Annotated in this window: 20 protein-coding genes; 9 read left to right on the top strand and 11 right to left on the bottom strand. The window is 52.9% G+C overall.

Going from position 1 to position 22,100, the window contains the following annotated elements; translation table 11 throughout:
• Positions 1-153: 153 nt before the first annotated feature.
• Positions 154-1,716, top strand: coding sequence for an EAL domain-containing protein (locus tag WFP70_RS01965; RefSeq protein ID WP_097116880.1), 1,563 nt, complete (start codon positions 154-156; stop codon positions 1,714-1,716).
• 482 nt (positions 1,717-2,198) lie between these two features.
• Here WFP70_RS01965 and WFP70_RS01960 read toward each other — a convergent pair whose 3' ends face one another.
• The gene (locus WFP70_RS01960; RefSeq protein WP_034828721.1) at positions 2,199-3,764 is read right to left on the bottom strand and encodes a TerC family protein; all 1,566 of its coding nucleotides are present in this window, start codon (positions 3,762-3,764) and stop codon (positions 2,199-2,201) included.
• Between the two features lie 511 nt (positions 3,765-4,275).
• Between WFP70_RS01960 and manX the strand changes: the two genes are divergently transcribed.
• The 4 genes from manX (at position 4,276) to WFP70_RS01940 (ending at position 7,510) form a co-directional block, all read left to right on the top strand.
• Positions 4,276-5,241 carry a PTS mannose transporter subunit IIAB gene (manX, locus tag WFP70_RS01955; RefSeq protein WP_337022441.1) on the top strand — a complete coding sequence of 322 codons (966 nt, stop codon included), beginning with the start codon at positions 4,276-4,278 and terminating at the stop codon, positions 5,239-5,241.
• A gap of 57 nt (positions 5,242-5,298) precedes the next feature.
• The gene (locus WFP70_RS01950) at positions 5,299-6,099 is read left to right on the top strand and encodes a PTS mannose/fructose/sorbose transporter subunit IIC (RefSeq protein ID WP_034828717.1); all 801 of its coding nucleotides are present in this window, start codon (positions 5,299-5,301) and stop codon (positions 6,097-6,099) included.
• A 14-nt stretch (positions 6,100-6,113) separates the two neighbouring features.
• Positions 6,114-6,959, top strand: coding sequence for a PTS mannose transporter subunit IID (locus tag WFP70_RS01945; protein ID WP_034828715.1), 846 nt, complete (start codon positions 6,114-6,116; stop codon positions 6,957-6,959).
• A gap of 92 nt (positions 6,960-7,051) precedes the next feature.
• Positions 7,052-7,510, top strand: a complete 459-nt coding sequence (locus WFP70_RS01940; protein ID WP_337022440.1) for a DUF986 family protein — start codon at positions 7,052-7,054, stop codon at positions 7,508-7,510.
• Here WFP70_RS01940 and rlmA read toward each other — a convergent pair.
• The 5 genes from rlmA to WFP70_RS01915 form a co-directional block, all read right to left on the bottom strand.
• Entirely contained in the window at positions 7,507-8,313 is an 807-nt protein-coding gene (gene rlmA / locus WFP70_RS01935; protein ID WP_337022439.1) for a 23S rRNA (guanine(745)-N(1))-methyltransferase, read from the bottom strand. The two genes, WFP70_RS01940 and rlmA, sit on opposite strands and share 4 nt — an antisense overlap.
• Positions 8,314-8,452: 139 nt before the next feature.
• Positions 8,453-8,662, bottom strand: a complete 210-nt coding sequence (gene cspE, locus WFP70_RS01930) for a transcription antiterminator/RNA stability regulator CspE (protein ID WP_034828712.1) — start codon at positions 8,660-8,662, stop codon at positions 8,453-8,455.
• Between the two features lie 83 nt (positions 8,663-8,745).
• Entirely contained in the window at positions 8,746-8,820 is a 75-nt protein-coding gene (locus WFP70_RS01925) for a DUF2627 domain-containing protein (protein WP_128599124.1), read from the bottom strand.
• A 527-nt stretch (positions 8,821-9,347) separates the two neighbouring features.
• Positions 9,348-10,358, bottom strand: a complete 1,011-nt coding sequence (locus tag WFP70_RS01920) for an MBL fold metallo-hydrolase (protein WP_337022438.1) — start codon at positions 10,356-10,358, stop codon at positions 9,348-9,350.
• An 18-nt stretch (positions 10,359-10,376) separates the two neighbouring features.
• Positions 10,377-10,652 carry a YebO family protein gene (locus WFP70_RS01915; RefSeq protein WP_034828707.1) on the bottom strand — a complete coding sequence of 92 codons (276 nt, stop codon included), beginning with the start codon at positions 10,650-10,652 and terminating at the stop codon, positions 10,377-10,379.
• A 218-nt stretch (positions 10,653-10,870) separates the two neighbouring features.
• On the opposite strand from WFP70_RS01915, the gene WFP70_RS01910 reads away from it, so the two are divergent.
• Complete coding sequence (locus WFP70_RS01910) at positions 10,871-11,107, top strand: YobH family protein (protein ID WP_034828706.1); 237 nt, start codon at positions 10,871-10,873, stop codon at positions 11,105-11,107.
• Positions 11,108-11,143: 36 nt separating this feature from the next.
• On the opposite strand, the gene kdgR is transcribed toward WFP70_RS01910, so the two are convergent.
• A complete protein-coding gene (gene kdgR, locus WFP70_RS01905) occupies positions 11,144-11,935 on the bottom strand; it encodes a DNA-binding transcriptional regulator KdgR (RefSeq protein ID WP_337022437.1) in 792 nt (263 codons plus the stop codon).
• Between the two features lie 193 nt (positions 11,936-12,128).
• On the opposite strand from kdgR, the gene WFP70_RS01900 reads away from it, so the two are divergent.
• Entirely contained in the window at positions 12,129-13,511 is a 1,383-nt protein-coding gene (locus tag WFP70_RS01900) for an MFS transporter (protein WP_337022436.1), read from the top strand.
• Positions 13,512-13,563: 52 nt separating this feature from the next.
• Here WFP70_RS01900 and htpX read toward each other — a convergent pair whose 3' ends face one another.
• The 4 genes from htpX to WFP70_RS01880 all read right to left on the bottom strand — a co-directional run bounded on the left by htpX (position 13,564) and on the right by WFP70_RS01880 (position 18,000).
• The gene (gene htpX, locus WFP70_RS01895) at positions 13,564-14,445 is read right to left on the bottom strand and encodes a protease HtpX (RefSeq protein WP_038646563.1); all 882 of its coding nucleotides are present in this window, start codon (positions 14,443-14,445) and stop codon (positions 13,564-13,566) included.
• 218 nt (positions 14,446-14,663) lie between these two features.
• Complete coding sequence (gene prc, locus WFP70_RS01890) at positions 14,664-16,703, bottom strand: carboxy terminal-processing peptidase (RefSeq protein WP_034828701.1); 2,040 nt, start codon at positions 16,701-16,703, stop codon at positions 14,664-14,666.
• A gap of 19 nt (positions 16,704-16,722) precedes the next feature.
• The gene (proQ, locus tag WFP70_RS01885; RefSeq protein ID WP_034828699.1) at positions 16,723-17,403 is read right to left on the bottom strand and encodes an RNA chaperone ProQ; all 681 of its coding nucleotides are present in this window, start codon (positions 17,401-17,403) and stop codon (positions 16,723-16,725) included.
• 96 nt (positions 17,404-17,499) lie between these two features.
• Positions 17,500-18,000 carry a GAF domain-containing protein gene (locus tag WFP70_RS01880; protein WP_038646557.1) on the bottom strand — a complete coding sequence of 167 codons (501 nt, stop codon included), beginning with the start codon at positions 17,998-18,000 and terminating at the stop codon, positions 17,500-17,502.
• A gap of 217 nt (positions 18,001-18,217) precedes the next feature.
• Between WFP70_RS01880 and yebS the strand changes: the two genes are divergently transcribed.
• Together yebS and WFP70_RS01870 are read left to right on the top strand one after the other, a co-directional pair.
• Positions 18,218-19,462, top strand: a complete 1,245-nt coding sequence (yebS, locus tag WFP70_RS01875) for a membrane integrity lipid transport subunit YebS (protein ID WP_097116874.1) — start codon at positions 18,218-18,220, stop codon at positions 19,460-19,462.
• Positions 19,431-22,064, top strand: a complete 2,634-nt coding sequence (locus tag WFP70_RS01870; protein WP_337022435.1) for a PqiB family protein — start codon at positions 19,431-19,433, stop codon at positions 22,062-22,064. The genes yebS and WFP70_RS01870 overlap by 32 nt, the downstream gene beginning before the upstream one ends.
• Positions 22,065-22,100: the final 36 nt, after the last annotated feature.

The raw sequence follows: 22,100 nt of genomic DNA, 5'->3' as shown, positions 1-22,100 counted from the left end.
AACCAGATACATTAATTTGCGCGCGGCCCTTAGTGGCCGCGCTGTTTTTTAGTGCCGCTTTTTTTCTCTGCGGTGCGCTAAACCTGGCCGCCTCAATGCCGATAACCTACACGTTAATTTGGCTTCAATTTTTGTTTTGCAAGGTGGTTACTGATGCTCATTCCCCAGCAATTTGTCGGTCAATTTCGCCGTAAGCGTTTGCTTATCGCGTTGGTGATCGCGGCGCTGGTTCTGATTCTCACGCTGACTTTTCGTTATATCGAAGAGAAATCGCGTATTGAGCAGCAGTCCCTGAATTTTGCCAGTCGCGCCATTGAGCGCTTTGACCGCATGTTCTCCCCGCTGGATGTCTCCGCCAACAATACGCTTGGGCTGGTTGGCGTGCCTTGCGCACAAGTTCGCTATCCGTTAATCGAAAAGATTTCTTCATTGCAGACCGTGCGCACCATCCTGCTGGTGCAGGATGACAGTATTTACTGCTCCAGTATTTACGGCCCGCGCAATATTTCGTTTAGCCAGACCTATCCAGAGTTGGCGATTAATAATCAGCGCATGATGCTGACCACCGATAATTATCTGCTGAAAGGCTCACCGGTCTTGCTGCTGTGGACACCCAAATCGCTGGATAATCGCGATGGGCTGCTGCAGGTTATCAATGTGGAATTGATGACAAATTATCTGCTGGAGCCGCAGTTACCCTGGGTCGAACGGGCTATTTTTAATGTCGGCGGACAGAGTCTGGAATATGGCAATCCGTTGATTGAAGAGACAGTGCCATCGGAAGATGAAGTGGCTTTTGATCAGGCTTCACTGCGTTACCCCTACAGCATTACCTTGTATGGCCCTTCTCCAGCGCGTCTGGCGTTGCATACGCTTCCTTCACAGCTACCGTTGGCGGTGCTGCTGAGTTTGCTGATGGGCTATATCGTTTGGTTAGCCACCGCGAACCGCATGAGCCTCAGCTGGCAAATCAGCTATGGCATTACCGCGAATGAATTTATGGTTTACTGTCAGCCGCTGATCAATGCCAAAAGTGGTGAGTGCGATGGCATGGAGTTGCTGTTGCGCTGGCACAATGCGCGTCAAGGCTGGGTTGCGCCGGATGTGTTTATCCCGCTAGCCGAGCGCCAGAACCTGATAGCACCACTGACGCGCTTTGTGTTAGCCAAAGTGGTGGATGAGTTGCCTAACCTGCCGCAATGTTCTTCTTTTCATATTGCGATTAACGTTGCCGCCAGCCATTTCCGCGATCGTGCGATTGTCGAGGATCTGCAAAGTATCTGGTGGCCCGCTAATCCACTGCCGAAGCTGGTGGTCGAGTTGACCGAGCGCGATGCGCTGCCGGTGATCGATCAATCCGTGGTGTCGCAGTTGCATGAGATCGGCGTGCGCCTGGCGATTGACGATTTCGGTACCGGACACAGTTCCCTCGCCTACCTGAAAGACCTGAAGCCAGACGTGCTAAAAATTGACAAGATTTTCACTGCGGCCATCGGCACCGACGCGATTAACGCCACGGTGACAGATATGGTGATTTCGCTGGCGCAGCGTTTGAACATTGCGTTAGTGGCTGAGGGCGTGGAAACCGCGGAGCAGGCACACTATTTGCGAGAGCGCGGCGTGGATCATTTACAGGGCTATTATTATGCCCGTCCAATGCCCATCGAAGATTTCCCTGTGTGGCTGGAGCAGCATCAGGCGCATCTTAGGGCCTGATGTTGGGTTGTATTGTTGTGTCTGATGCTGGGTTGGATTGCTCTGTTTGATGGTGCGTTCGATTGCTCTGTTTCATGATGCGTTCGATTGCTGTGTCTGAGGGTGCGTTCCAGCCAGTAAAGGGGGATGTTCCGTAAAGACGGCGTGAATACATCCCTATAGCCTCGGACGCCGCATCCCTGCGGCGTACGCTTTACTCCTCATCCCCCTTTACCGGCTTCATGTGGCATTTTTTGCGGTCTGTACAACGCTGTACCTGGATTAGGTCAATCGCGTGGAGCGTTTAACATACTCGTTCATGACCTATTCCTCAGAGAAAGTGTGGAAAGTGTCAACGCCATTCAGGGCGAAACACATACTGGTTAATCACATCTTCCTAAGTGAGTGAGTAAAATGTGCCAACGCTATTTAGGACGGGTCACAGAAATAAAAAAGGCCGATATCGTGGATATCGGCCTTTTCGATGACAATTAACTTAGCGCTTACGCCTCATGCTCTTCATCTTCATGCGGCTTATCTTTGGTTACGCGCACCAGGTCGATACGATAATCCGTAGCCTCAATGATTTGGAAATGCAGCGGCGGCAGGTCGATGATCTCACCAGGCTGCGGCAGTTGGCCTTTCTGGGCAATCAACAGACCCGCCAGCGAGGCATGATCTTCTTCCCGATCCACCAGCTCATGGTGGTCGAGCAACTGCTGCAGTGAGTGCAGATCGGTACCGCCCTTCACTAACCAGCCATCACCATCCGCGATAATATCGGGCGTTTCATCTTCATCCGGGAACTCACCGGCAATCGCTTCCAGCACGTCCAGTGGGGTAATCAAACCTTGCACCACACCAAATTCGTTGGTGACGATGACAAAGCTGCCTTTAGCGCGGCGCAGTACGCCCAGCAGGTTGATCGGATCCAGCGTTTCAGGCACCACTATCGCCGGAGTGGTAGCAGCAAACGTCGCCACATCCATACCATGCTCCAGCGCCACCAGCAGTTCTTTAGCACGCACCACGCCGATGATCTCATCCAGCTCACCGCGGCATACCGGAAACAAACTGTGCGGCGTGTCGAGGAGCTGAATACGGATTTCATCCACCGGACGTTCAGCATCAACCCATGAGATATTGCCGCGTGGCGTCATGATGCTACGAATGGAGCGCTGTGACAGCGTCAACACGCCGTTGATCATATAACGCTCTTCGTCTTTAAATGCTTCCTGTGGCATCGCCTGCGTCAGTGAAGCTTCTTCAGTGGTCACCGGCTGATGACGCTGGCGACCGCCCATCAGACGCAAGATCGCTTCAGCCGTACGTTCTCGCATCGGCCGATGTTCCTGATGGCGAATAAAGTTACGACGCGCAATTTGGTTGAACAGCTCAATCACAATCGAGAAGCCAATTGCGGCGTACAGATAGCCTTTCGGAATGTGGAAACCGAAGCCTTCCGCCACCAATGACAAACCAATCATCAGCAGGAAGCTTAAGCACAGCACCACGACCGTCGGATGGGCATTGACGAAGTTGGTCAACGGCTTCGAAGCCAACAGCATCACACCCATGGCAATCACCACGGCGGTCATCATCACCGGCAGATGGTTGACCATCCCCACTGCGGTAATCACCGCATCAAGCGAGAATACCGCGTCCAGCACCACAATCTGGATCACCACGGCCCAGAAGCTGGCATAACCTTTGTTGCCCTGATGTTCCATGCCGCGGTTTTCCAACCGCTCATGCAGTTCCATGGTTCCCTTGAATAACAGGAACAAACCACCGAACAACAGAATTAAATCTCGCCCGGAAAAACTGAAATCGCCTACGCTGAATAGGGGTCGTGTCAATGTCACGATCCAGGAAATCAGCGACAGCAGGCCCAATCGCATCACGAGAGCGAGTGACAGACCGATCAGACGCGCTTTATCACGCTGTTTCGGTGGCAGCTTGTCCGCCAGGATGGCGATGAACACCAGGTTGTCGATGCCGAGAACGATCTCAAGCACGATCAGCGTTAGCAAACCCGCCCAAATTGAGGGGTCGAAGAGAAATTCCATCAATGACTCCTTACAACACAGAGGGGCGAACGAGATTGAGCCTGCGCGGTGAAGCGAGACGAGAGATCGTTAGCAAATGAGGTCACGCTGAAGAGCGTTGTAGTGTGCGCCAGAAAGCGCTGAGAACATGTTGAGCGACGTCGGTGACGGTCCATATAGGTGAGCTGAAGCCCGATACTCCTGAATATTAAACAGAACGCTAATGTATCAGTTACATCAACAACGTCAAAAAATTTTATTACATTTACAAACAACTGCACAAACGCAGGAATAATGAACATAAATGCAATTTTGCAGCGTTACGCTCGAAATAGCTGACAAACATCACATAAATTATTTTTTCGCACACTAAAATAAATCGCGACCTTACTGCTGTGCAGCGGACAGTTTCGGAACATTTATTGATGCGACTCTTCATCTTAGACCCAAACGATCCACCTGAATCAACAACGGTAATTCTCAATGATTCCCGGCAATGCCAGAGAATCTCTCATGCGAACGGAGGTAGCAAGTGACCATTGCTATTGTAATTGGTACACATGGCTGGGCGGCAGAACAGCTGCTTAAAACAGCAGAAATGTTGTTGGGTGAGCAGGAAAATGTCGGATGGATTGATTTTGTGCCCGGCGAAAATGCAGAAACGCTAATCGAAAAGTATCAGGCGAGACTGGCAGAACTCGACACGTCGAAAGGCGTGCTGTTCCTGGTGGATACCTGGGGCGGCAGTCCATTCAACGCGGCCAGCCGCATTGTGGTGGATAAGCCGGATTATGACGTCATCGCCGGGGTGAACATCCCGATGCTGGTGGAAACCCTGATGGGGCGCGATGATAATCCATCCTTTGAGGAATTGATTCATATTGCCGTGGAAGCCGGCCGCGAAGGTGTTAAAGCCCTCAAGACCGAAACCCCTACCCCGGAAGCTGCAGCACCCGTTGCCGCAAAAGCCCCGGCGCAACCGCAAAAGCCTTTGGCACCGGGCGAGCACATGAAGATAGGCCTGGCGCGCATCGATGACCGTTTAATTCACGGCCAGGTGGCAACCCGCTGGACCAAAGAGACCAAAGTGACTCGCATCATCGTCGTCAGTGATGAAGTGGCTAATGACCATGTGCGTAAAACGCTGCTGACGCAGGTGGCCCCTCCTGGCGTGACCGCACACGTGGTGGATATTGCCAAGATGATCCGCGTGTGGAACAACCCGAAATATGGTCGTGACCGCGTGATGCTGCTGTTCACCAATCCTACCGATGTGGAACGGATTGTTGAACAAGGCGTGGATATCAAGTCGGTCAACATCGGCGGCATGGCATTCAAACAGGGTAAAACCCAGGTCAACAACGCAGTTTCGGTCGATCAGAAGGACATTGAAGCCTTCCGTAAACTGAATGAACGCGGTATTGAGTTGGAAGTGCGTAAAGTTTCAAACGACCCAAGACTGAAAATGATGGACCTGATTGCCAAGGTCAATCAGTAGTTCGCTTTTGCCTGCGCTGGCGGGCGAATACTTGAGACCTTGCTGAGGAGAAAAGCAATGGAAATAACCACGCTACAAATCATCCTGATATTTATTGTGGCTTGTATTGCCGGGATGGGTTCGATTCTTGATGAGTTCCAGTTCCACCGTCCACTGGTGGCCTGTACCTTGATTGGTGCGGTTCTGGGTGACATGAAAACCGGTATCATCATCGGTGGTACCCTGGAAATGATCGCGCTGGGCTGGATGAACATCGGTGCGGCAGTTGCACCCGATGCGGCACTGGCCTCCATCATCTCAACCATCCTGGTTATCGCGGGTGGCCAAAGCGTTGGTGCGGGTATCGCACTGGCGATTCCACTGGCAGCAGCCGGTCAGGTTCTGACTATCATCGTCCGTACCATCACCGTTGCCTTCCAGCACGCTGCCGATAAGGCCGCCGAGAAAGGTAATCTGAGCGCCATCAGCTGGATTCACGTCTCTGCACTGGTATTGCAGGCGATGCGTATTGCAATTCCAGCCCTGATTGTGGCGATTTCAGTGGGTACCAGCGTGGTACAGGAACTGTTGAGCTCCATTCCAGAAGTGGTCACCAACGGTCTGAACATCGCCGGTGGCATGATCGTGGTGGTCGGTTACGCGATGGTCATCAACATGATGCGCGCAGGCTACCTGATGCCGTTCTTCTATCTGGGCTTTGTGACGGCGGCCTTCACCAACTTCAACCTGGTTGCTCTGGGCGTGATTGGTGTGGTCATGGCGGTGTTGTATATCCAGCTGGCGCCGAAATATAACCGTACAGCAGGCGCGGCCGCTGCCGGTCCTGCACACAATGACCTCGACAACGAACTCGACTAGGAACAGGTGAAATCATGGTTGATACAACTAATATGCAAAAGAAACTCACCCCGAGCGATGTCCGTGGTGTGTTCATCCGCTCTAACCTGTTTCAGGGTTCATGGAACTTTGAACGTATGCAGGCGCTGGGCTTCTGCTTCTCAATGGTGCCGGTGATTCGTCGCCTCTATCCTGAGAACAACGACGATCGTAAACAGGCGATTAAGCGTCATCTGGAATTCTTTAATACCCATCCATACGTGGCAGCACCGGTGCTCGGCGTTACCATGGCGATGGAAGAGCAGCGTGCTAACGGCGCGGCGATTGATGATGCCGCGATTAACGGCATTAAAGTCGGCCTGATGGGACCGCTGGCGGGGGTGGGCGACCCGATCTTCTGGGGTACGGTGCGTCCGGTGTTTGCTGCACTCGGTGCCGGTATCGCGATGAGCGGCAGCTTGCTCGGTCCCCTGCTGTTCTTCATTCTGTTTAACGCCGTGCGTATGCTGACGCGTTATTACGGTGTGGCGTATGGTTATCGCAAAGGCGTGGATATCGTCAGCGATATGGGTGGCGGCTTCCTGCAAAAGCTCACGGAGGGGGCGTCGATTCTCGGCCTGTTTGTCATGGGGGCGCTGGTCAACAAGTGGACACACGTGAACGTGCCGCTTGTGGTGTCGCGCATTACCGATCACACCGGCAAAACCACCGTGACCACCGTTCAATCGATCCTCGATCAGCTGATGCCGGGCTTAATCCCGCTGCTGCTGACCTTCGGCTGTATGTGGCTGCTGCGCCGTAAAGTTAACGCACTGTGGATTATCGTGGGCTTCTTTGCCCTGGGTATCTTTGGTTACTGGATCGGCCTGCTCGGTCTGTAATCATCTCGCCGGGGGCTTCGGCTCCCGGCAGTTTTCAGCGAAGTTACCTGAGCGCCAACGTTGAGGTAAATTCGGTTGAGGAAGAAAATGTAATGTCACTGACTGACGCTCTGATTGCCCTGCTGATCATCGCTTTCGCCCTGTTCGCAATTTACGATGACGCTATCCTGCCGCGGCGCAAGGGGCCGACCAAATTGCGTGTCGCGCTGCGTCGTCGCCATAAGATCGACAGCGGCATTTTTATCGTGTTGCTGCTGATTTTGCTGTGGAATAACGTCAGCAACCATGGCCCGCAGCTCACCACCACGCTGCTGATGGTGCTGTGCTTTATGGCAATCTGGCTGTTCTGGCTACGCACGCCGAAACTGTTGATGAAGACTGAGGGACTGTTCTTCGGCAGCGTATGGATCGACTACCGCCGCATTCAAAGCATGAACTTGTCTGAAGATGGCATCTTAGTGATGCAACTGGAGCAGCGTCGCCTGCTGATTGCGGTGAAACAGCTCGACGACCTGGAACGTATTTACAATACGCTGGTGGAAGCGCGTTAAGTGCGCTGCCAAAGTGTTAGCATGAAATCGGCGTCGCAGCTAAAGCTATCGGCTGCCGCCAGCTGTTGCCAGACTTCTTCGCGCGCGCGCCAGGCAAAAGGCGTCATCTGCAGCAAGCTCACCGCTTCGGCCCCATTTAACGTCATCTCATAACGCAGATTGTGTTGCCCGACCTGGCTAAAACCTTCGTAAGCCTTTTCTTCTGCCGCGTGCAGCTGCACTTCACGATAAATCAACGCCTTGAACTGCTGCAGATGATGTGGACCCGGCGTCACCGTCAGCAGATAGCCGCCCGTTTTCACCACCCGGTTCAGTTCGGTTTCATTACAGGGAGCATAGATGCGCACAATGCCCTCCAGCGATGCATCAGCAAAGGGTAAACGCTGGCTGGAGGCGACACAAAATTTCACCGTGCGATAACGTTTAGCCGCCATGCGAATCGCCGCTTTCGCCACATCCAGGCCAAACAACTGCGCCTGCGGAAGGGCTTCTGCCATTGCTGCGGTGTAGTAACCCTCGCCACAGCCAATATCCAATACCTGTGCCGCCTGGCCATTCAGGCGCTGTGCCAGATGTTGCGCCACTGCATCGCGCAATGGCTGATAGTGGCCGGCATCAAGAAATGCGCGACGTGCCAGCAGCATTTCCGCACTGTCACCCGGTTCCTTTGAGCCTTTATGCTGCACCGGCAACAAATTAACGTACCCTTCTTTAGCCTGATCGAATTGGTGACCTGCATCGCAGCGGAAGGTGTTGGCTTGCTGGTGCAAATGTTGCTGGCAAAGGGGGCAAATCAAAGACATAGACAACTCCGGGTTCACGATTCGCGCGCAGTTTACCCTGATCGTCTGGCAACAGAAAGGATAAAAGAAAAGCCCCGGTCAGAGACCAGGGCTTTACAATTCGTGTCAGCGGCGCATGGCACCGAGTCTGAGAACGAAATCAGATAGCAGTAACGTTTACTGCAGCTGGACCTTTCTGGCCGTCCTGAATTTCGAACTCAACAGCCTGGCCTTCAGCCAGAGTTTTGAAGCCGTTACCCTGGATTGCAGAGAAGTGTACGAACACGTCTTTGCTGCCGTCAGCAGGAGTAATGAAACCAAAACCTTTAGACTCGTTGAACCACTTAACCTGACCTTTAATCTTTGCCATTTTTGCAAATTCCTTTGATTGTTTATATTGCCCGAAGGCAGTCTTACAGATAAACCAGAGACGTTACTGAATGAGGCACTAATTTAAGGTTCGGCAAGGAAGCGGAATTCAACGTCAACGTCTTTACTCGTAACTTCTTTACTGAAGATGCCATACATAAACAGAACTGTACCTCGTTTGACCCAAGAGTCGTTATCACATATCCGCAAATTAATGGCAAGCCATTTTTAAACGGTGATCGACATGACGCACATAATTGGCCGTTGCTCTGCACTCTTCTGCCATTAGCATATTGACAGATGACGGAATAACTGCACAAAAAAATGTTATATGTCAGAGTAGTTAGCGCCAGTACTTACATTAGTCAAGCGTAGCGACGCAATCTAAACCAGCACAATTAAAGCGGTCAAGGCTACGCAAAAAATATTGCATTAATATGGCATTGATAAAATATTTCGCCAAAAAATTAACGTGGAATGCAACATTCGTGCGCTGAGCAAAACTTGTACAACCCGATTTATTAAGTACAAGTCATTAATTGTTTTGCACCAAAATCAGGAAAATATAAGCGCTCTTGCCCCAAATATATGCACGCTCGTTTTGGCGGTTATCTTATTTTTAACTAACGACTCTACAATTAAATGTTAAAAAAACGCACTGCGACGATTGATTTAACAAATCGGGCTTAGGACACATCTGAATCGCTATTCTGCAAGCTTCGGCTGGTGCCTATTCTCCATGGCATAAAGCGTGAGTCCCATTCTCCCGCGGATTGCATTGCTTGCGCCAAAGCGGCAGGGGGTTCATCTAAAGGATCATCCGCCAGTTCAAACACACCCCAGTGGATCGGCAGCGTTAACGGACGCCCTATCGCCTGCCATAAACGCACCGCCTGATCGGGGTCCATATGTTGACCGCGCATGAACCATTTTGGTGCATAAGCGCCAATGGGCAATGCGGCAAGATTAAAGGGCCCGAGACGTTCAGCAATTTCTAACAGGTTTTCGCTATAGCCACTGTCACCTGAAAACCAAAAATTCACACTCTGGTTTCGCACCACCCAGCCACACCACAGTGAGCGATTACGATCCCAGAAAGTTCGCATGCTCCAGTGCCGCGCGGGTACGGCAGTCAGCGTCACTCCAGCGATATCAATGGATTGCCACCAGTCGCGTTCGGTGACATGACGCACGCCACGTTTGCGACACCAGGTTCCCATACCCAGCGGCACAACAAATTGCGCATCCGGGAAATGACGCGCGATGCGCTTTACCGTAGGTCGATCGAGATGGTCGTAGTGATTGTGCGAAATCAGTACCACGTCGAGATGTGGCAACTGTGCAATATGGAGCGGAGCGGGCGTTTTACGCTGTGGTCCAGCAAATGGCAGCGGTGAAGCACGCGCAGAAAGTGCCGGATCGATGAGAATATAGCGGCGATTGAGCCGCATCAACACGGCGGCATGACCTAACCACCAGACGCGATCGTCATCACCGCCCAGATCGCTTTCCTGATACCAGCGGGCAATGAATGCCGGATAACCGGCCTGAGGCGGCAGCGGCAAATGGTCCGCTTTGCGCTCCCGCCGCCAGCGCTGCAAATCCCCTGGCTGGCGCAATTCCGGTTCCGGATTGCGGAAACCTTCTGGCGTGTGATGCGCCAGCCTTGCGTCGTACCAGGGATTTTGCCAGGCCATTACTGCTCCATCATGTGTTTAACGTTCTGGAATCATACGGATGAAGTCGCGCTGTTCTACGGCGTCTTCTTCCTCCTGCTGTTTTGCTGTGGCAGGTTGAGCATCCGCCAGGCGGCGCAACAATGCATTCTGTTTTTTCTGCTCTTCCAGCAGTGCTTCCAGCAAACGAATCTGTTCACTGGCGCGCATGCTGGCCCGGTTAACGAAGAACCAGGCTATCAAGGCCACAACAATAATGATGGCCAGTACACCATAACTGAACAGCGGACTGGTATTTGCGGCTAACTCGTTCATAACTGCCTCTATTGTCAAACATAAAACACTTACACCGCCGCTGATTCTACTCGTTGTGTGCGGAAAAGATAATGGTTGCCGGTGGAAAGCAGATTATCCCGCATCTTGATGGCTTTCAGTTATCTCTGATCGATTTCATGAGCAGGACGCGTCATGCTGCTACTATAGAAATCGCAGCGACTTCAGGATAGCTGCGTTGTGTATCACAAGGAGATAAAATGAAACTATTCATTCGGGCGATAATCGTGGTGGCAGTGGTCTGGTTAGGGATGCTGTTTACCGGCTATGGCGTACTGACCGGAAGCAACAAAAACGCCGCTGGACTGGGCTTACAGTGTAGCTATCTCACTGCACGCGGCATGATCACCGCGCAATATCTGCATACCGACAGCGGTATTGTGGGTGTCACCGATTGTCCACTGCTGAAGAAAAGTGGCGAAGTGGTAGATAATTAGTGATTCAAACGGGCTGGCGACAGCCCGTTCTGCTGTTCAGAATGGGTAGTCGTGGTAACCCAACTGGTCGGAAATATTGCGCGCGGCACGATGCAGCATCGCCACATACTCGTTTTTTGCTTCTTCAGAGAATCGGATTGTCGGGAATGAGATGCTCAATCCCGCGATCACCACGCCGAAGCGGTCGAAAACCGGCACAGCGATACAGCGTAAGCCCTCTTCCTGCTCTTCATTATCTTCACCGAAACCCTGCACTTTTACCTGATCTAATACCTCAAGCAGCGCTTCAGCACTGACGATGGTGTTGGCGGTACTGCGACGAAACTCGACTTCGCTCAGGATTGCCTGAACTTCAGTGCAATCGCGCCATGCCAGTAACACTTTACCGATGGCGGTGGTATGCAGCGGGTTACGACGCCCGATGCGCGAGTACATGCGCAGGTTATACAGCGAATCAATTTTATGGATATAGACAATGCTGTCTTCTTCCAGCGCACCCAGGTGGATGGTTTCTTTGGTCAAACGCGACAGTTCTCGCATTTCGACATCGGCACTACGAATCAGGTCGACGTTTTGTAGTGCCCTGGCACCCAATTCAAACAGCTTGAGCGTCAGCGAATATTTTTCACTTTCCCCTTCCTGCGCTACGTAACCCAATGATTTCATGGTTTGCAGAAAGCGGTAAACCGTGCTTTTTGACATCATCACGCGTTGCGACAACTCGGTGATACCATGATCACGATCTTCGCCTAACGCCTGCAAAATGCCGAACACTTTCATTACCGAAGAGACGGAGTCTGGCTGTTTATCGTTATCACTGCTCGCCATTGCGCGTATCCTTTTTTGACGGTGTTTCAAAAAAAACGGAACAGAAGCGCCAGTATATGCGTTTCAGCCCAACGGCGGCAACGACTGGCAATCTGCGACACATTCCTTCGTAATTTTTTGTCAATGAATGCGGTGCTTTCCGTCACAAAATTGATTAGCATGATGATATTCACTTCCTTCATTTATTTCATTTATGTCCCCTACAGTCTCTCAGGATGGATTACCTGTTCCGCAGCGGTACGGCGCGATTATCACTATTGCGTTAGGCATCATGATGGCAGTGCTGGATGGTGCCATTGCTAACGTTGCGTTACCCACCATTGCACGCGAACTGAATGCCAGTCCGGCGGAATCAATCTGGATTGTTAACGCCTACCAAATCGCCATTGTTATCTCGTTACTGTCGCTCTCCTTTCTGGGCGATATGCTGGGTTATCGCCGTGTTTATCAGGTAGGGCTGGCGTTGTTTATCGCCACTTCACTGTTCTGCGCCCTCTCCTCTTCACTCAATATGCTTACCGTGGCGCGTATCCTGCAGGGTTTTGGCGGCGCGGCATTGATGAGTGTGAACACAGCGCTGATTCGTATTATCTATCCGCAGCGTTTTCTCGGCCGCGGTATGGCGATTAACTCGCTGATCGTCGCGGTGTCGAGCGCTGCGGGCCCAACGGTGGCAGCCGCGATTCTCTCCATCGCCAGCTGGAAATGGTTATTCCTGATCAACGTGCCGCTGGGCATTGTGGCACTGTGGCTGGCGCTGCGTTTTCTGCCAGATAACACGCAGAAAGCTAAACAGCAGAAGTTCGATGTTCCCAGTGCCATCATGAACGCCCTGTTCTTTGGCCTGCTCATATCGGCCCTCAGCGGGTTCTCACAGGGGCAGGACCACTGGCTCATTCTGGCTGAAGTCGTCGCACTGGTGTTGGTGGGCGTGGTGTTTGTTCGTCGCCAGTTGGCGATGCCAGTGCCGCTACTGCCGGTGGATTTGCTGCGCATCCCCATTTTTTCGTTGTCGATGTGCACTTCGATTTGCTCGTTCTGTGCGCAGATGCTGGCTATGGTTTCGCTGCCATTCTTCCTGCAAAACGTGCTGGGACGGGATGAAGTGGCAACCGGGTTGCTGCTCACACCCTGGCCGCTGGCCACCATGGTGCTGGCCCCCATTGCTGGTCGGTTGATTGAGAAAGTCCATGCGGGATTATTGGGTGGCCTGGGGCTGGCAATGTTTGCGGCGGGTCTGTTCTTACTGGCACTGCTGCCTTCACAACCCACCGATATTGATATTATCTGGCGAATGATGCTTTGCGGTGCGGGCTTTGGCCTGTTCCAGTCTCCAAATAATCACACGATTATCTCCTCTGCCCCGCGCCATCGCAGCGGTGGCGCCAGCGGTATGTTAGGGACGGCGCGTTTGGTCGGTCAGAGCAGCGGTGCAGCATTGGTTGCATTGATGTTCAATCTGTTTAACGACAGCGGAACACAGGCATCACTGGTTCTGGCGGGTAGTTTCGCCACGGTGGCAGCCGTCGTCAGTATGTCTCGGATGACGCAATCGAGTCAGACGGTGAAGTCATAAAACAACAAAGGTGCCCAATTGGGCACCTTTGTTTATTGCAACAGCCAAACCATTATTTCAGATAGTCACCGTTACGCAGCGCTTCGATACGCTTATCGAGCGGCGGATGCGACATAAACAATTCGCTCAACGATTTGCTTTTGCCGTTAATGCAGAATGCCATCATGCTGCTTGGCTCCTGCGGCTCGTAGCTGGTTTTCAAACGCTGCAGAGCGGCAATCATCTTCTCGCGACCCACCAGTTTGGCTGAACCTGCATCCGCGTGAAATTCACGGTGACGTGAGAACCACATGGTGATGATGCTGGCGAGAATGCCGAACACCAGTTCCAGCACGGTCGCGACCGCAAAATAGACCAGCGGGTTACCGTTGCTGCTCTCTTCACCGTCACGGTTACCCGACAGGAAGCCCGATGCTACCTGCGCGATAATACGCGAAATGAAGATCACGAAGGTGTTCACCACACCCTGAATCAGCGTCATGGTGATCATGTCACCGTTAGCGATGTGGGCGATTTCGTGCGCCAGCACCGCTTCCGCTTCATCACGGCTCATGTTCTGCAGCAAGCCAGTCGAGACCGCAACCAGTGAGGCGTCACGACGTGCACCGGTAGCAAAGGCATTAATATCTGGCGCGTGATAGATCGCCACTTGCGGCATCGCAATGCCGGACTGTTGAGCCTGGCGACTGACGGTATCCATCAGCCAGCGTTCTGTCTCGTTACGGGGTTGTTGAATCACTTCACCGCCGACGGAGCGCAACGCCATCCATTTAGACATCAGCAGTGAAACAAACGCACCGCCAAAGCCAAACAGACCTGCCATAATCATCAGACCCTGAACACTGCTTGACTGAATTCCTGTCAGACTCAGAATCAGTCCGAATACCAACATCACCGCCAGGTTGGTGACCAGGAAAAGCGCAATACGCATCATAAACGTTAATCTTCCTCAGTTGTGCTCGCGCTCATGCGCGGATATACATCCTATGTCCATTGCGCAGGTTTTCAAGCAACCTTAATCTTTAAGTGTCTAAAAAGACATAACTTTACATTTGGTAATGATGTGCGCAATTCTGCCCATTAGCCACAATGAACAATACCTTTGGTACAAAAAAAAACACCGCCGGAGCGGTGCTTTTATTCAGCGAAAATTTATTTCGCGCCTTCGGCAGCAGGCTGGGTTTTCTCCAGCTGTGCCATGTCATTGGCAATTTTCACGGTTTCGTCCAGATACGGGTCTGGCTCTTTGTAGTCTTTCGGCAAATCTTCAATGCTCTTCAGCGGGGCTTTGCCTTCCGCCTGGTAGCGCGCGTTAATGCGTTCCAGACGCAGTGCATCATCTTCGTGGTTCTCTTTCTCACGTTGAGCAAGATTGAGCGACACAATATTGCGTTTGTCTTTCATCGCGTCAAAGCGCGCAATATCTTTCATGATGTACTGGAACTCGCGATCTTTAGCGATACGATCGGCGTGCTCTTTGGTCAGCTGCGGTACCAGCGCGGTGATATCACCGGTTTTGGTGTAAGTCGCGGCATTCACGCTATCCCATGGCAGCGCGTTGTCCTCGAACTTCTCACCGGTTTCCGCCGCTTCTACGCCAGTTGGCATCAGCAGGTCCGGCGTGACGCCTTTACGCTGAGTACTGCCACCGTTAATGCGATAGAACTTCTGGATGGTGTATTGCACTGAGCCCAGCGCCGGCCATTCCGGACGCAGCATCTGATCGTAGATGCGGTTCAGTGAACGGTACTGCTGTACGGTGCCCTTACCAAAGGTTGGTTCACCGACGATCAGTGCGCGACCGTAATCCTGCATCGCAGCGGCGAAGATCTCAGAAGCCGAGGCACTGAAACGATCGACCAGCACCACCAGCGGACCTTTGTAATAAACGATACCGTCATTATCGCTGTCCTGGCGCACGCGACCGTTGTTGTCACGGACCTGCACCACTGGGCCACTTGGGATAAACAGACCCGACAGTGATACGGCTTCGGTGAGCGCACCGCCGCCGTTGGTACGCAAATCAATCACGATGCTGTCGACGTTCTGCTTCTGCAGTTTTTGCAGCTGCACTTTCACATCGTCAGTCAGGCCAACGTAGAAGCCTGGAATATCCAGTACGCCGACTTTCTCTTTACCGACGTTATGTACGGTGCCTTTCACCGCGCGATCTTCAAGACGGATCTTTTCACGCGTCAGTGTCACGGTGCGGGTTTTGGTGCCCTTGCCAGCAGGCAGGATTTCCAGGCGCACTTTGCTGCCTTTCGGTCCTTTGATTTTGGACACCACATCATCCAGACGCCAGCCAATCACATCTTCCATTGGCTTGCCTGGCTGAGCAACACCGACAATACGGTCGCCCACGCTGATGGATTTGCTTTTCGCGGCCGGTCCGCCAGCCACCATGGAGTTGATGACCGTGTAATCATCGTCCATCTGCAGCACGGCACCGATACCTTCCAGCGACAGGCTCATCTCGGTGTTGAACTGTTCGGTGTTACGCGGTGAAAGATAGTTGGTGTGCGGGTCGATTTCATGCGCAAAGGCGGTCATCGCCAGCTGGAACACATCTTCACTGTTGCTCTGCGCCAGGCGACGAATGGCAAAGTTGTAACGCTTAGTCAGCGTTTCACGAATCTCTTTGTCATCTTTACCGGCCAGTTTCAGGCTCAGCTCGTCATATTTAACTTTGGCATCCCACAGCGCGTTCAGCTCATCGCTGTTTTTCGGCCAGGGTGATTTTGCACGGTCAATGTCGATGGTGTCATTGCCGGTGAAATTCATCGGGCGATTCAGCACGCTTAGCGCATATTGATAGCGCTCGAAGCGGCGTTTCTGCGCCAGATTGTAGAGATCGTAGAACACATCCAGCTTACCGCTGCGCAGTTCATCACCCAACGTGGTTTTCTTATCGGCGTATTGCGCGATGTCTGAAGCCAACAACACGTTATGGTTGTAGTCGAGCAGATTCAGGTAGCGATCAAAAATTTTCGCAGAGAAATCCTGATTCAGATCGAACTGGCGATAGTGAGAACGGGTGAAACGCGAAGTGACGCGTTCACTGACGGTAGGATGCTGTGGGTCTTCATGTAACTGTGGAATCTGGTCGGCGCGGGTAATGTTATCTGCGCCAAAGGTGGGGCCTGCTAACAGCAGGCCCGCGATCATACCGATCTTTAAAATGTTGTTCATGCCGAGGTCAGCCTCCGTTTCAGAACTGCAAGTGTTCTGCGCGCACAATCATTGCCATGCCGGAAGCGAGCTGCACCCGAACGCCATCCTTGGTGATTTCAAGAATGGTGGCGTCCATTGCACTTTTGCCTGCTTTAACTTTGATGTTCTGGCCGGGTTGCAAAGTTGAGGTATCAGTGACAGGTTTAGCTCGCGGTGGGCGCGGTGCAGCAGGACGTTCTGCTGATGCGGCACGCGGTGCCTGTGGACGAGGCTTGCGAGGTGCTTCGCCTTCAGCCGCTTTGCGAGGAGCAGGTTTACGAGGACGACGTTCAGCGGTCTCTTCACCGGCTTCGCGTTTCTTCGCTTTTTGCTGATCGCGCTGCGCCTGAACGCGCGCTTTGGCTTCTTCCAGCTGCTTGCGCGCATGTTCAACGTGTTGTTCGTCCAGCACGCCACAGGCGTTGCCATCAAGATCAACACGGATTGCACCCGCTTTAATGCCGTACAGATAACGCCAGCTTGAGGTATAAAGGCGCAAGGCTGAACGCAGTTGCGTCTTGCTCAGGCTGTTTTCACCCTGAACGCGCTCAACCAGATCCTGGAAGATACCGATTTTAAGCGGACGCGCTTCACCTTCGGCGCTAAAACATTGCGGAAAACGTTCCGCCAAAAAGGCGATCACTTCTTTACTGCTATTCAACTTAGGTTGATTTTCCATGAAATTTCCTGATTACTACGGGTTTGCCGACCAGAGCAGGCATGAACAGGCGACATTATAATGACAACATCGCCAAATGCTATGTGATCCAGTCGATTAGCTGCGTGACAGTTGAATAAATTTTTCGATGTCACTGCCCGCCAGCACTTCACAAAGCCCGTCGGTAAGGGCCACCAGCCCCGCTTCATCCTCACTATCAAAGCGAGAATAAACCGTACTATCAATGTCTAGCACACCGACAACGGTGCCATTCACTTTCAGAGGAATCACGATTTCAGCGTTGCTGGCCGCATCACACGCGATATGACCAGGGAACGCATGCACATCCTCAACGAGCTGTACTTTATCCTCTGCAATCGCTGTGCCACAAACCCCTTTGCCCACCGGAATGCGCACGCAGGCAATTTTGCCCTGGAACGGGCCCAGCACCAGCGTATTTGGCTCGGTGAGCAAGTAGAATCCTGCCCAGTTCACGCCTTCCAGGCGTTCAAACAGCAGCGCACTGCAATTACCCAGTGCTGCCAGGAAAGAGGTTTCGCCCGCTAACAGTGCACGGACATCGCGATTTAAATCCTCGTAAAAGGCTTTTTTGTTCATTGTTTAACCATAACTCGTCACTGTCGTGAGCTTGTTGTCACTCAGTTGTTAAAATAAGCACTAATAATCCAGCCCCATCAGGTGAATCATTGTGTTAGTTACTATACCCTTAGCAGTCGGTGGTTAAGACTATTCTTGTACCACTCCCTATTGCAGTCAGAATGCTCTGAACAGCATGCCGGTAAACGTAACGAACGATGGGCCACTTGCGTCACCTATGAAAATTCACGCTATCAGCCAGACGTTGCCCCACGCACGTTATCAGCGTTGTCCGCAATGCGATACCCTTTTTTCCTTACCGGATGTGAAATCGCATCAGTCGGCGCATTGCCCGCGCTGTCATGCAAAAATTCAAAGTGGCCGCGATTGGTCAATGACGCGACTCACCGTAATGGCCGTGACCATGATCGTGTTGATGCCCTTCGCCTTCAGCCTCCCGTTGGTGGATATTCGCTTGCTCGGCATGCGCATCAACGCCAGCCTGGTGGAAGGCGTGATCCAGATGGCGCAGCAGGGCAACGTGCTGACGGCCTCGATGGTGGCGTTTTGTACCATTGGTGCACCGGTAACCTTAGTCGCGGGCATCTGCTATTTATGGATTGGCAACGCCCTCGGGATGAACCTGCGTCCGGTGTTGCTGATGCTGGAGAAGCTCAAAGAGTGGGTGATGCTGGATATCTATCTGGTCGGTGTGGCGGTCGCCTCTATAAAGGTGCAGGATTACGCCGCGCTGGAAGTCGGCTATGGCCTGGTGGCCTATATCGCGCTGACGGTGCTGAGCCTGCTGACGCTGATTCATCTCAACGTGGAAGAACTGTGGGAGCACTATTATCCGCAGGCTGTACCCACGACACCTCCGGAACAGTGGCAGGTGTGTCTGAACTGTCATCAAACCGGCATGCCGGACGATCGCGGACGTTGTACACGTTGTCACACCCCGCTCGATTTCCGTCGTCGCCACAGTTTGCAGAAATCCTGGGCCGCACTGATCGCTTCGATTGTGCTACTGATCCCCGCTAATCTGCTGCCGATTTCAGTAGTTTACGTTAATGGCGCACGCCGTGAAGATACGATCTTCTCCGGTATTCTGGGTCTGGCTTCCGGCAACATCCCGGTGGCGGCGGTGGTATTTATCGCCAGTATCCTGGTGCCGTTTACCAAAGTGTTAGTGATGCTGACTTTGCTGGTCAGCATCCATTTTAAGTGTGAACAGGGCTTAAAAACCCGCATTCGACTGCTGCGTGCCATCACCTGGGTGGGACGCTGGTCAATGCTGGATCTGTTCGTGATTGCGGTCACCATGTCATTGGTGAATCGCGATCAACTGCTGGCTTTTACCATGGGACCTGCCGCTTTCTATTTCGGTGCGGCAGTCATCCTGACCATTATGGCTGTAGAGTGGCTTGATAGCCGCCTGATCTGGGATGCACATGCAACAGGAAACGCCGACTACACCGACTAGCGCCAACCTGCGTAACAAACGCAAGGTTTCGCCGTTCTGGCTATTGCCCATTATTGCCCTGCTGATTGCTGGCTGGCTGTTATGGACCAACTATCAGGAACGCGGTACCACAATTACCATCAACTTCCAGACTGCGGACGGCATTGTGCCAGGCCGCACGCCGATTCGTTATCAGGGCGTGGAAGTGGGAACGGTGCAAGGTATTGTGCTGAGCGATGATTATCACAGCATCCAGATCAAGGCCAGTATCAAGAGCGATATGCGCGATGCGCTGAAGGACAATACGCAGTTCTGGCTGGTCACGCCCAAAGCCTCTCTGGCGGGCGTTTCTGGACTGGATGCGCTGGTGGGCGGTAACTATATCGGCATGATGCCGGGCGGCGGCAATCCGCGTGAGCACTTCACCGCGCTGGATACCCAACCGAAATATCGCGTTAACACCGGGGAATTGCTGATCCATCTGCACTCCCCCGATTTGGGATCGCTGAATACCGGTTCGCTGGTCTATTACCGCAAAATCCCGGTAGGACGTGTGTATGACTACAGCATCAACGGTAATACTGATGGCGTCACGGTCGACGTACTGATTGAGCGTCGTTTCGTCAATCTGGTGAAAAAGCAGAGCCGCTTCTGGAACGTGTCCGGCGTAGACGCTGACGTCAGTCTGAGCGGTGCCAAAGTGAAGCTGGAGAGCCTGGCCGCGCTGGTGAATGGGGCGATTGCCTTTGATTCTCCAGAAGAAGGTCAGCAGGCCAACAGCGACGAAAACTATCAGCTCTACCCCGATCTGGCACGCAGCCAGCGTGGCGTGCAGATCAGTCTGGATTTACCGAGCGGCGATAACCTCAAAGCGAATAGCACGCCACTGATGTACCAGGGTCTGGAAGTGGGTACCTTAACCAAACTTAATCTGTTGCCGGGCGGCAAAGTCACCGGCGAACTCACCGTGGATCCTTCGGTGACGAGCCTGATGCGCAGCGGTACCCGCATTGAAATGCGTGCACCCAAACTGAGCCTGACCGACACCAATCTCAGCAGCTTGCTGACCGGTAACACCTTCGAACTGGTACCGGGCGAAGGTCCCGCGCAGGATCACTTTACCGTGCTGCCTGCCAGCGAAACCCTGCTGCAAAAACCGGATGTTCTGACGGTAAAACTCAGCGCGCCGGAAACCTACGGTATTGATGGCGGTCAGCCGGTGATGCTGTACGGCATGAAGATCGGGCAGGTCATTTCGCGTCAACTGGATGAGAATGGCATTAGCTTTGCGGTGGCCATCAATCCGGAATATCGCCATCTGGTGCACGCGGACAGCAAATTCATTGTGAATAGTCGTCTCGACGTGAAGTTTGGTCTCGAAGGAATGCAGGTGCTGGGTGCCAGTGCCCGTGAATGGGTAGACGGCGGCATACGTCTGGTGCCGGGTGCGAAAGGCAATCCTTCCGCCCGTTATCCTTTATATGCCGATGCTGAGCGTGCGCAGGAAGGGATTATAGGTGACCAACCGCCAACCACACTGAAACTGACCGCCAACAGCTTGCCAGATGTGCAGGCCGGTTCAGTGGTGCTGTATCGTAAATTCCAGGTGGGTGAAGTGGTGGACGTGGTGCCGCGCGCCGATGCCTTTGAGATTTCCATCCACATTGAGCCGCAATACCGCAAATTGCTGACCAGCGAGAGCGTATTCTGGGCCGAAGGTGGTGCGAAAGTGCAACTTAACGGCAGCGGTTTAACGGTGCAGGCTTCGCCGCTCAACCGTGCGCTGAAAGGGGCGATCAGTTTCGATAACCTCACTGGCGCGCAAGCGACGAAAGGCGTGAAACGCGTACTGTATGCCTCTGAAACGGCTGCGCGTGCAGTCGGCAGCCAGATCACCTTGCATACCTTTGATGCCAGCAAGCTGGCTGCGGGCATGCCGATTCGTTACCTCGGCATTAATGTCGGCCAGGTCGAATCACTGGCATTGAGTAAAGACAATAATCAGGTGGTGGCGAAAGCGGTGCTCTATCCCGAGTATGTGCAGGACTTTGCGCGTATCGGCAGTCGCTTCTCGGTGGTCTCACCGGAAATTTCGCCAGCGGGTGTTAATCATCTGGAGACCTTGCTGCAGCCTTACCTCAATGTCGATCCCGGCAAAGGGGCTCAGGCACGTACCTTTGAGTTGCAGGAGAGTACCATCACCGATTCGCGTTACCTCAACGGACTCAACATTTATGTTGATGCTACCGAAGCCGGTTCGCTGTCGTTGGGTACCCCGGTGCTGTTCCGTGGGGTTGAAGTGGGTACGGTAACCGGTACCTCGCTGGGCAACATGGCGGATCGCGTACAGATCGCGCTGCGCATCAGTAAGAAGTATCAGCATCTGGTGCGTAATAACTCCGTGTTCTGGCTGGCGTCTGGCTATAACCTCGACTTCGGTCTGATTGGTGGGGTAGTGAAAACCGGTACCTTCCAGCAGTTCATTCGTGGCGGCATTCAATTTGCCACACCGCCGACGGTGCCGCTGGCGCCTCAGGCCGGTGCTGATAAACACTTCCTGTTGCAGGATGAAGCGCCGAAAGAGTGGCGCAGTTGGGGAACGGCGATTCCGGATCCCAATTAAGCAATCGGGCAGCCTGCGGGCTGCCCGTTTTATTTG

The sequence above is a fragment of the Pantoea sp. USMM079 genome (genome assembly GCF_037153115.1).
GTDB classification, from domain to species: Bacteria; Pseudomonadota; Gammaproteobacteria; order Enterobacterales; family Enterobacteriaceae; genus Pantoea; species Pantoea communis.
The sequence above is the reverse complement of the archived record's forward strand: the minus strand, read 5'-3'. Positions and strand labels throughout refer to the sequence as shown.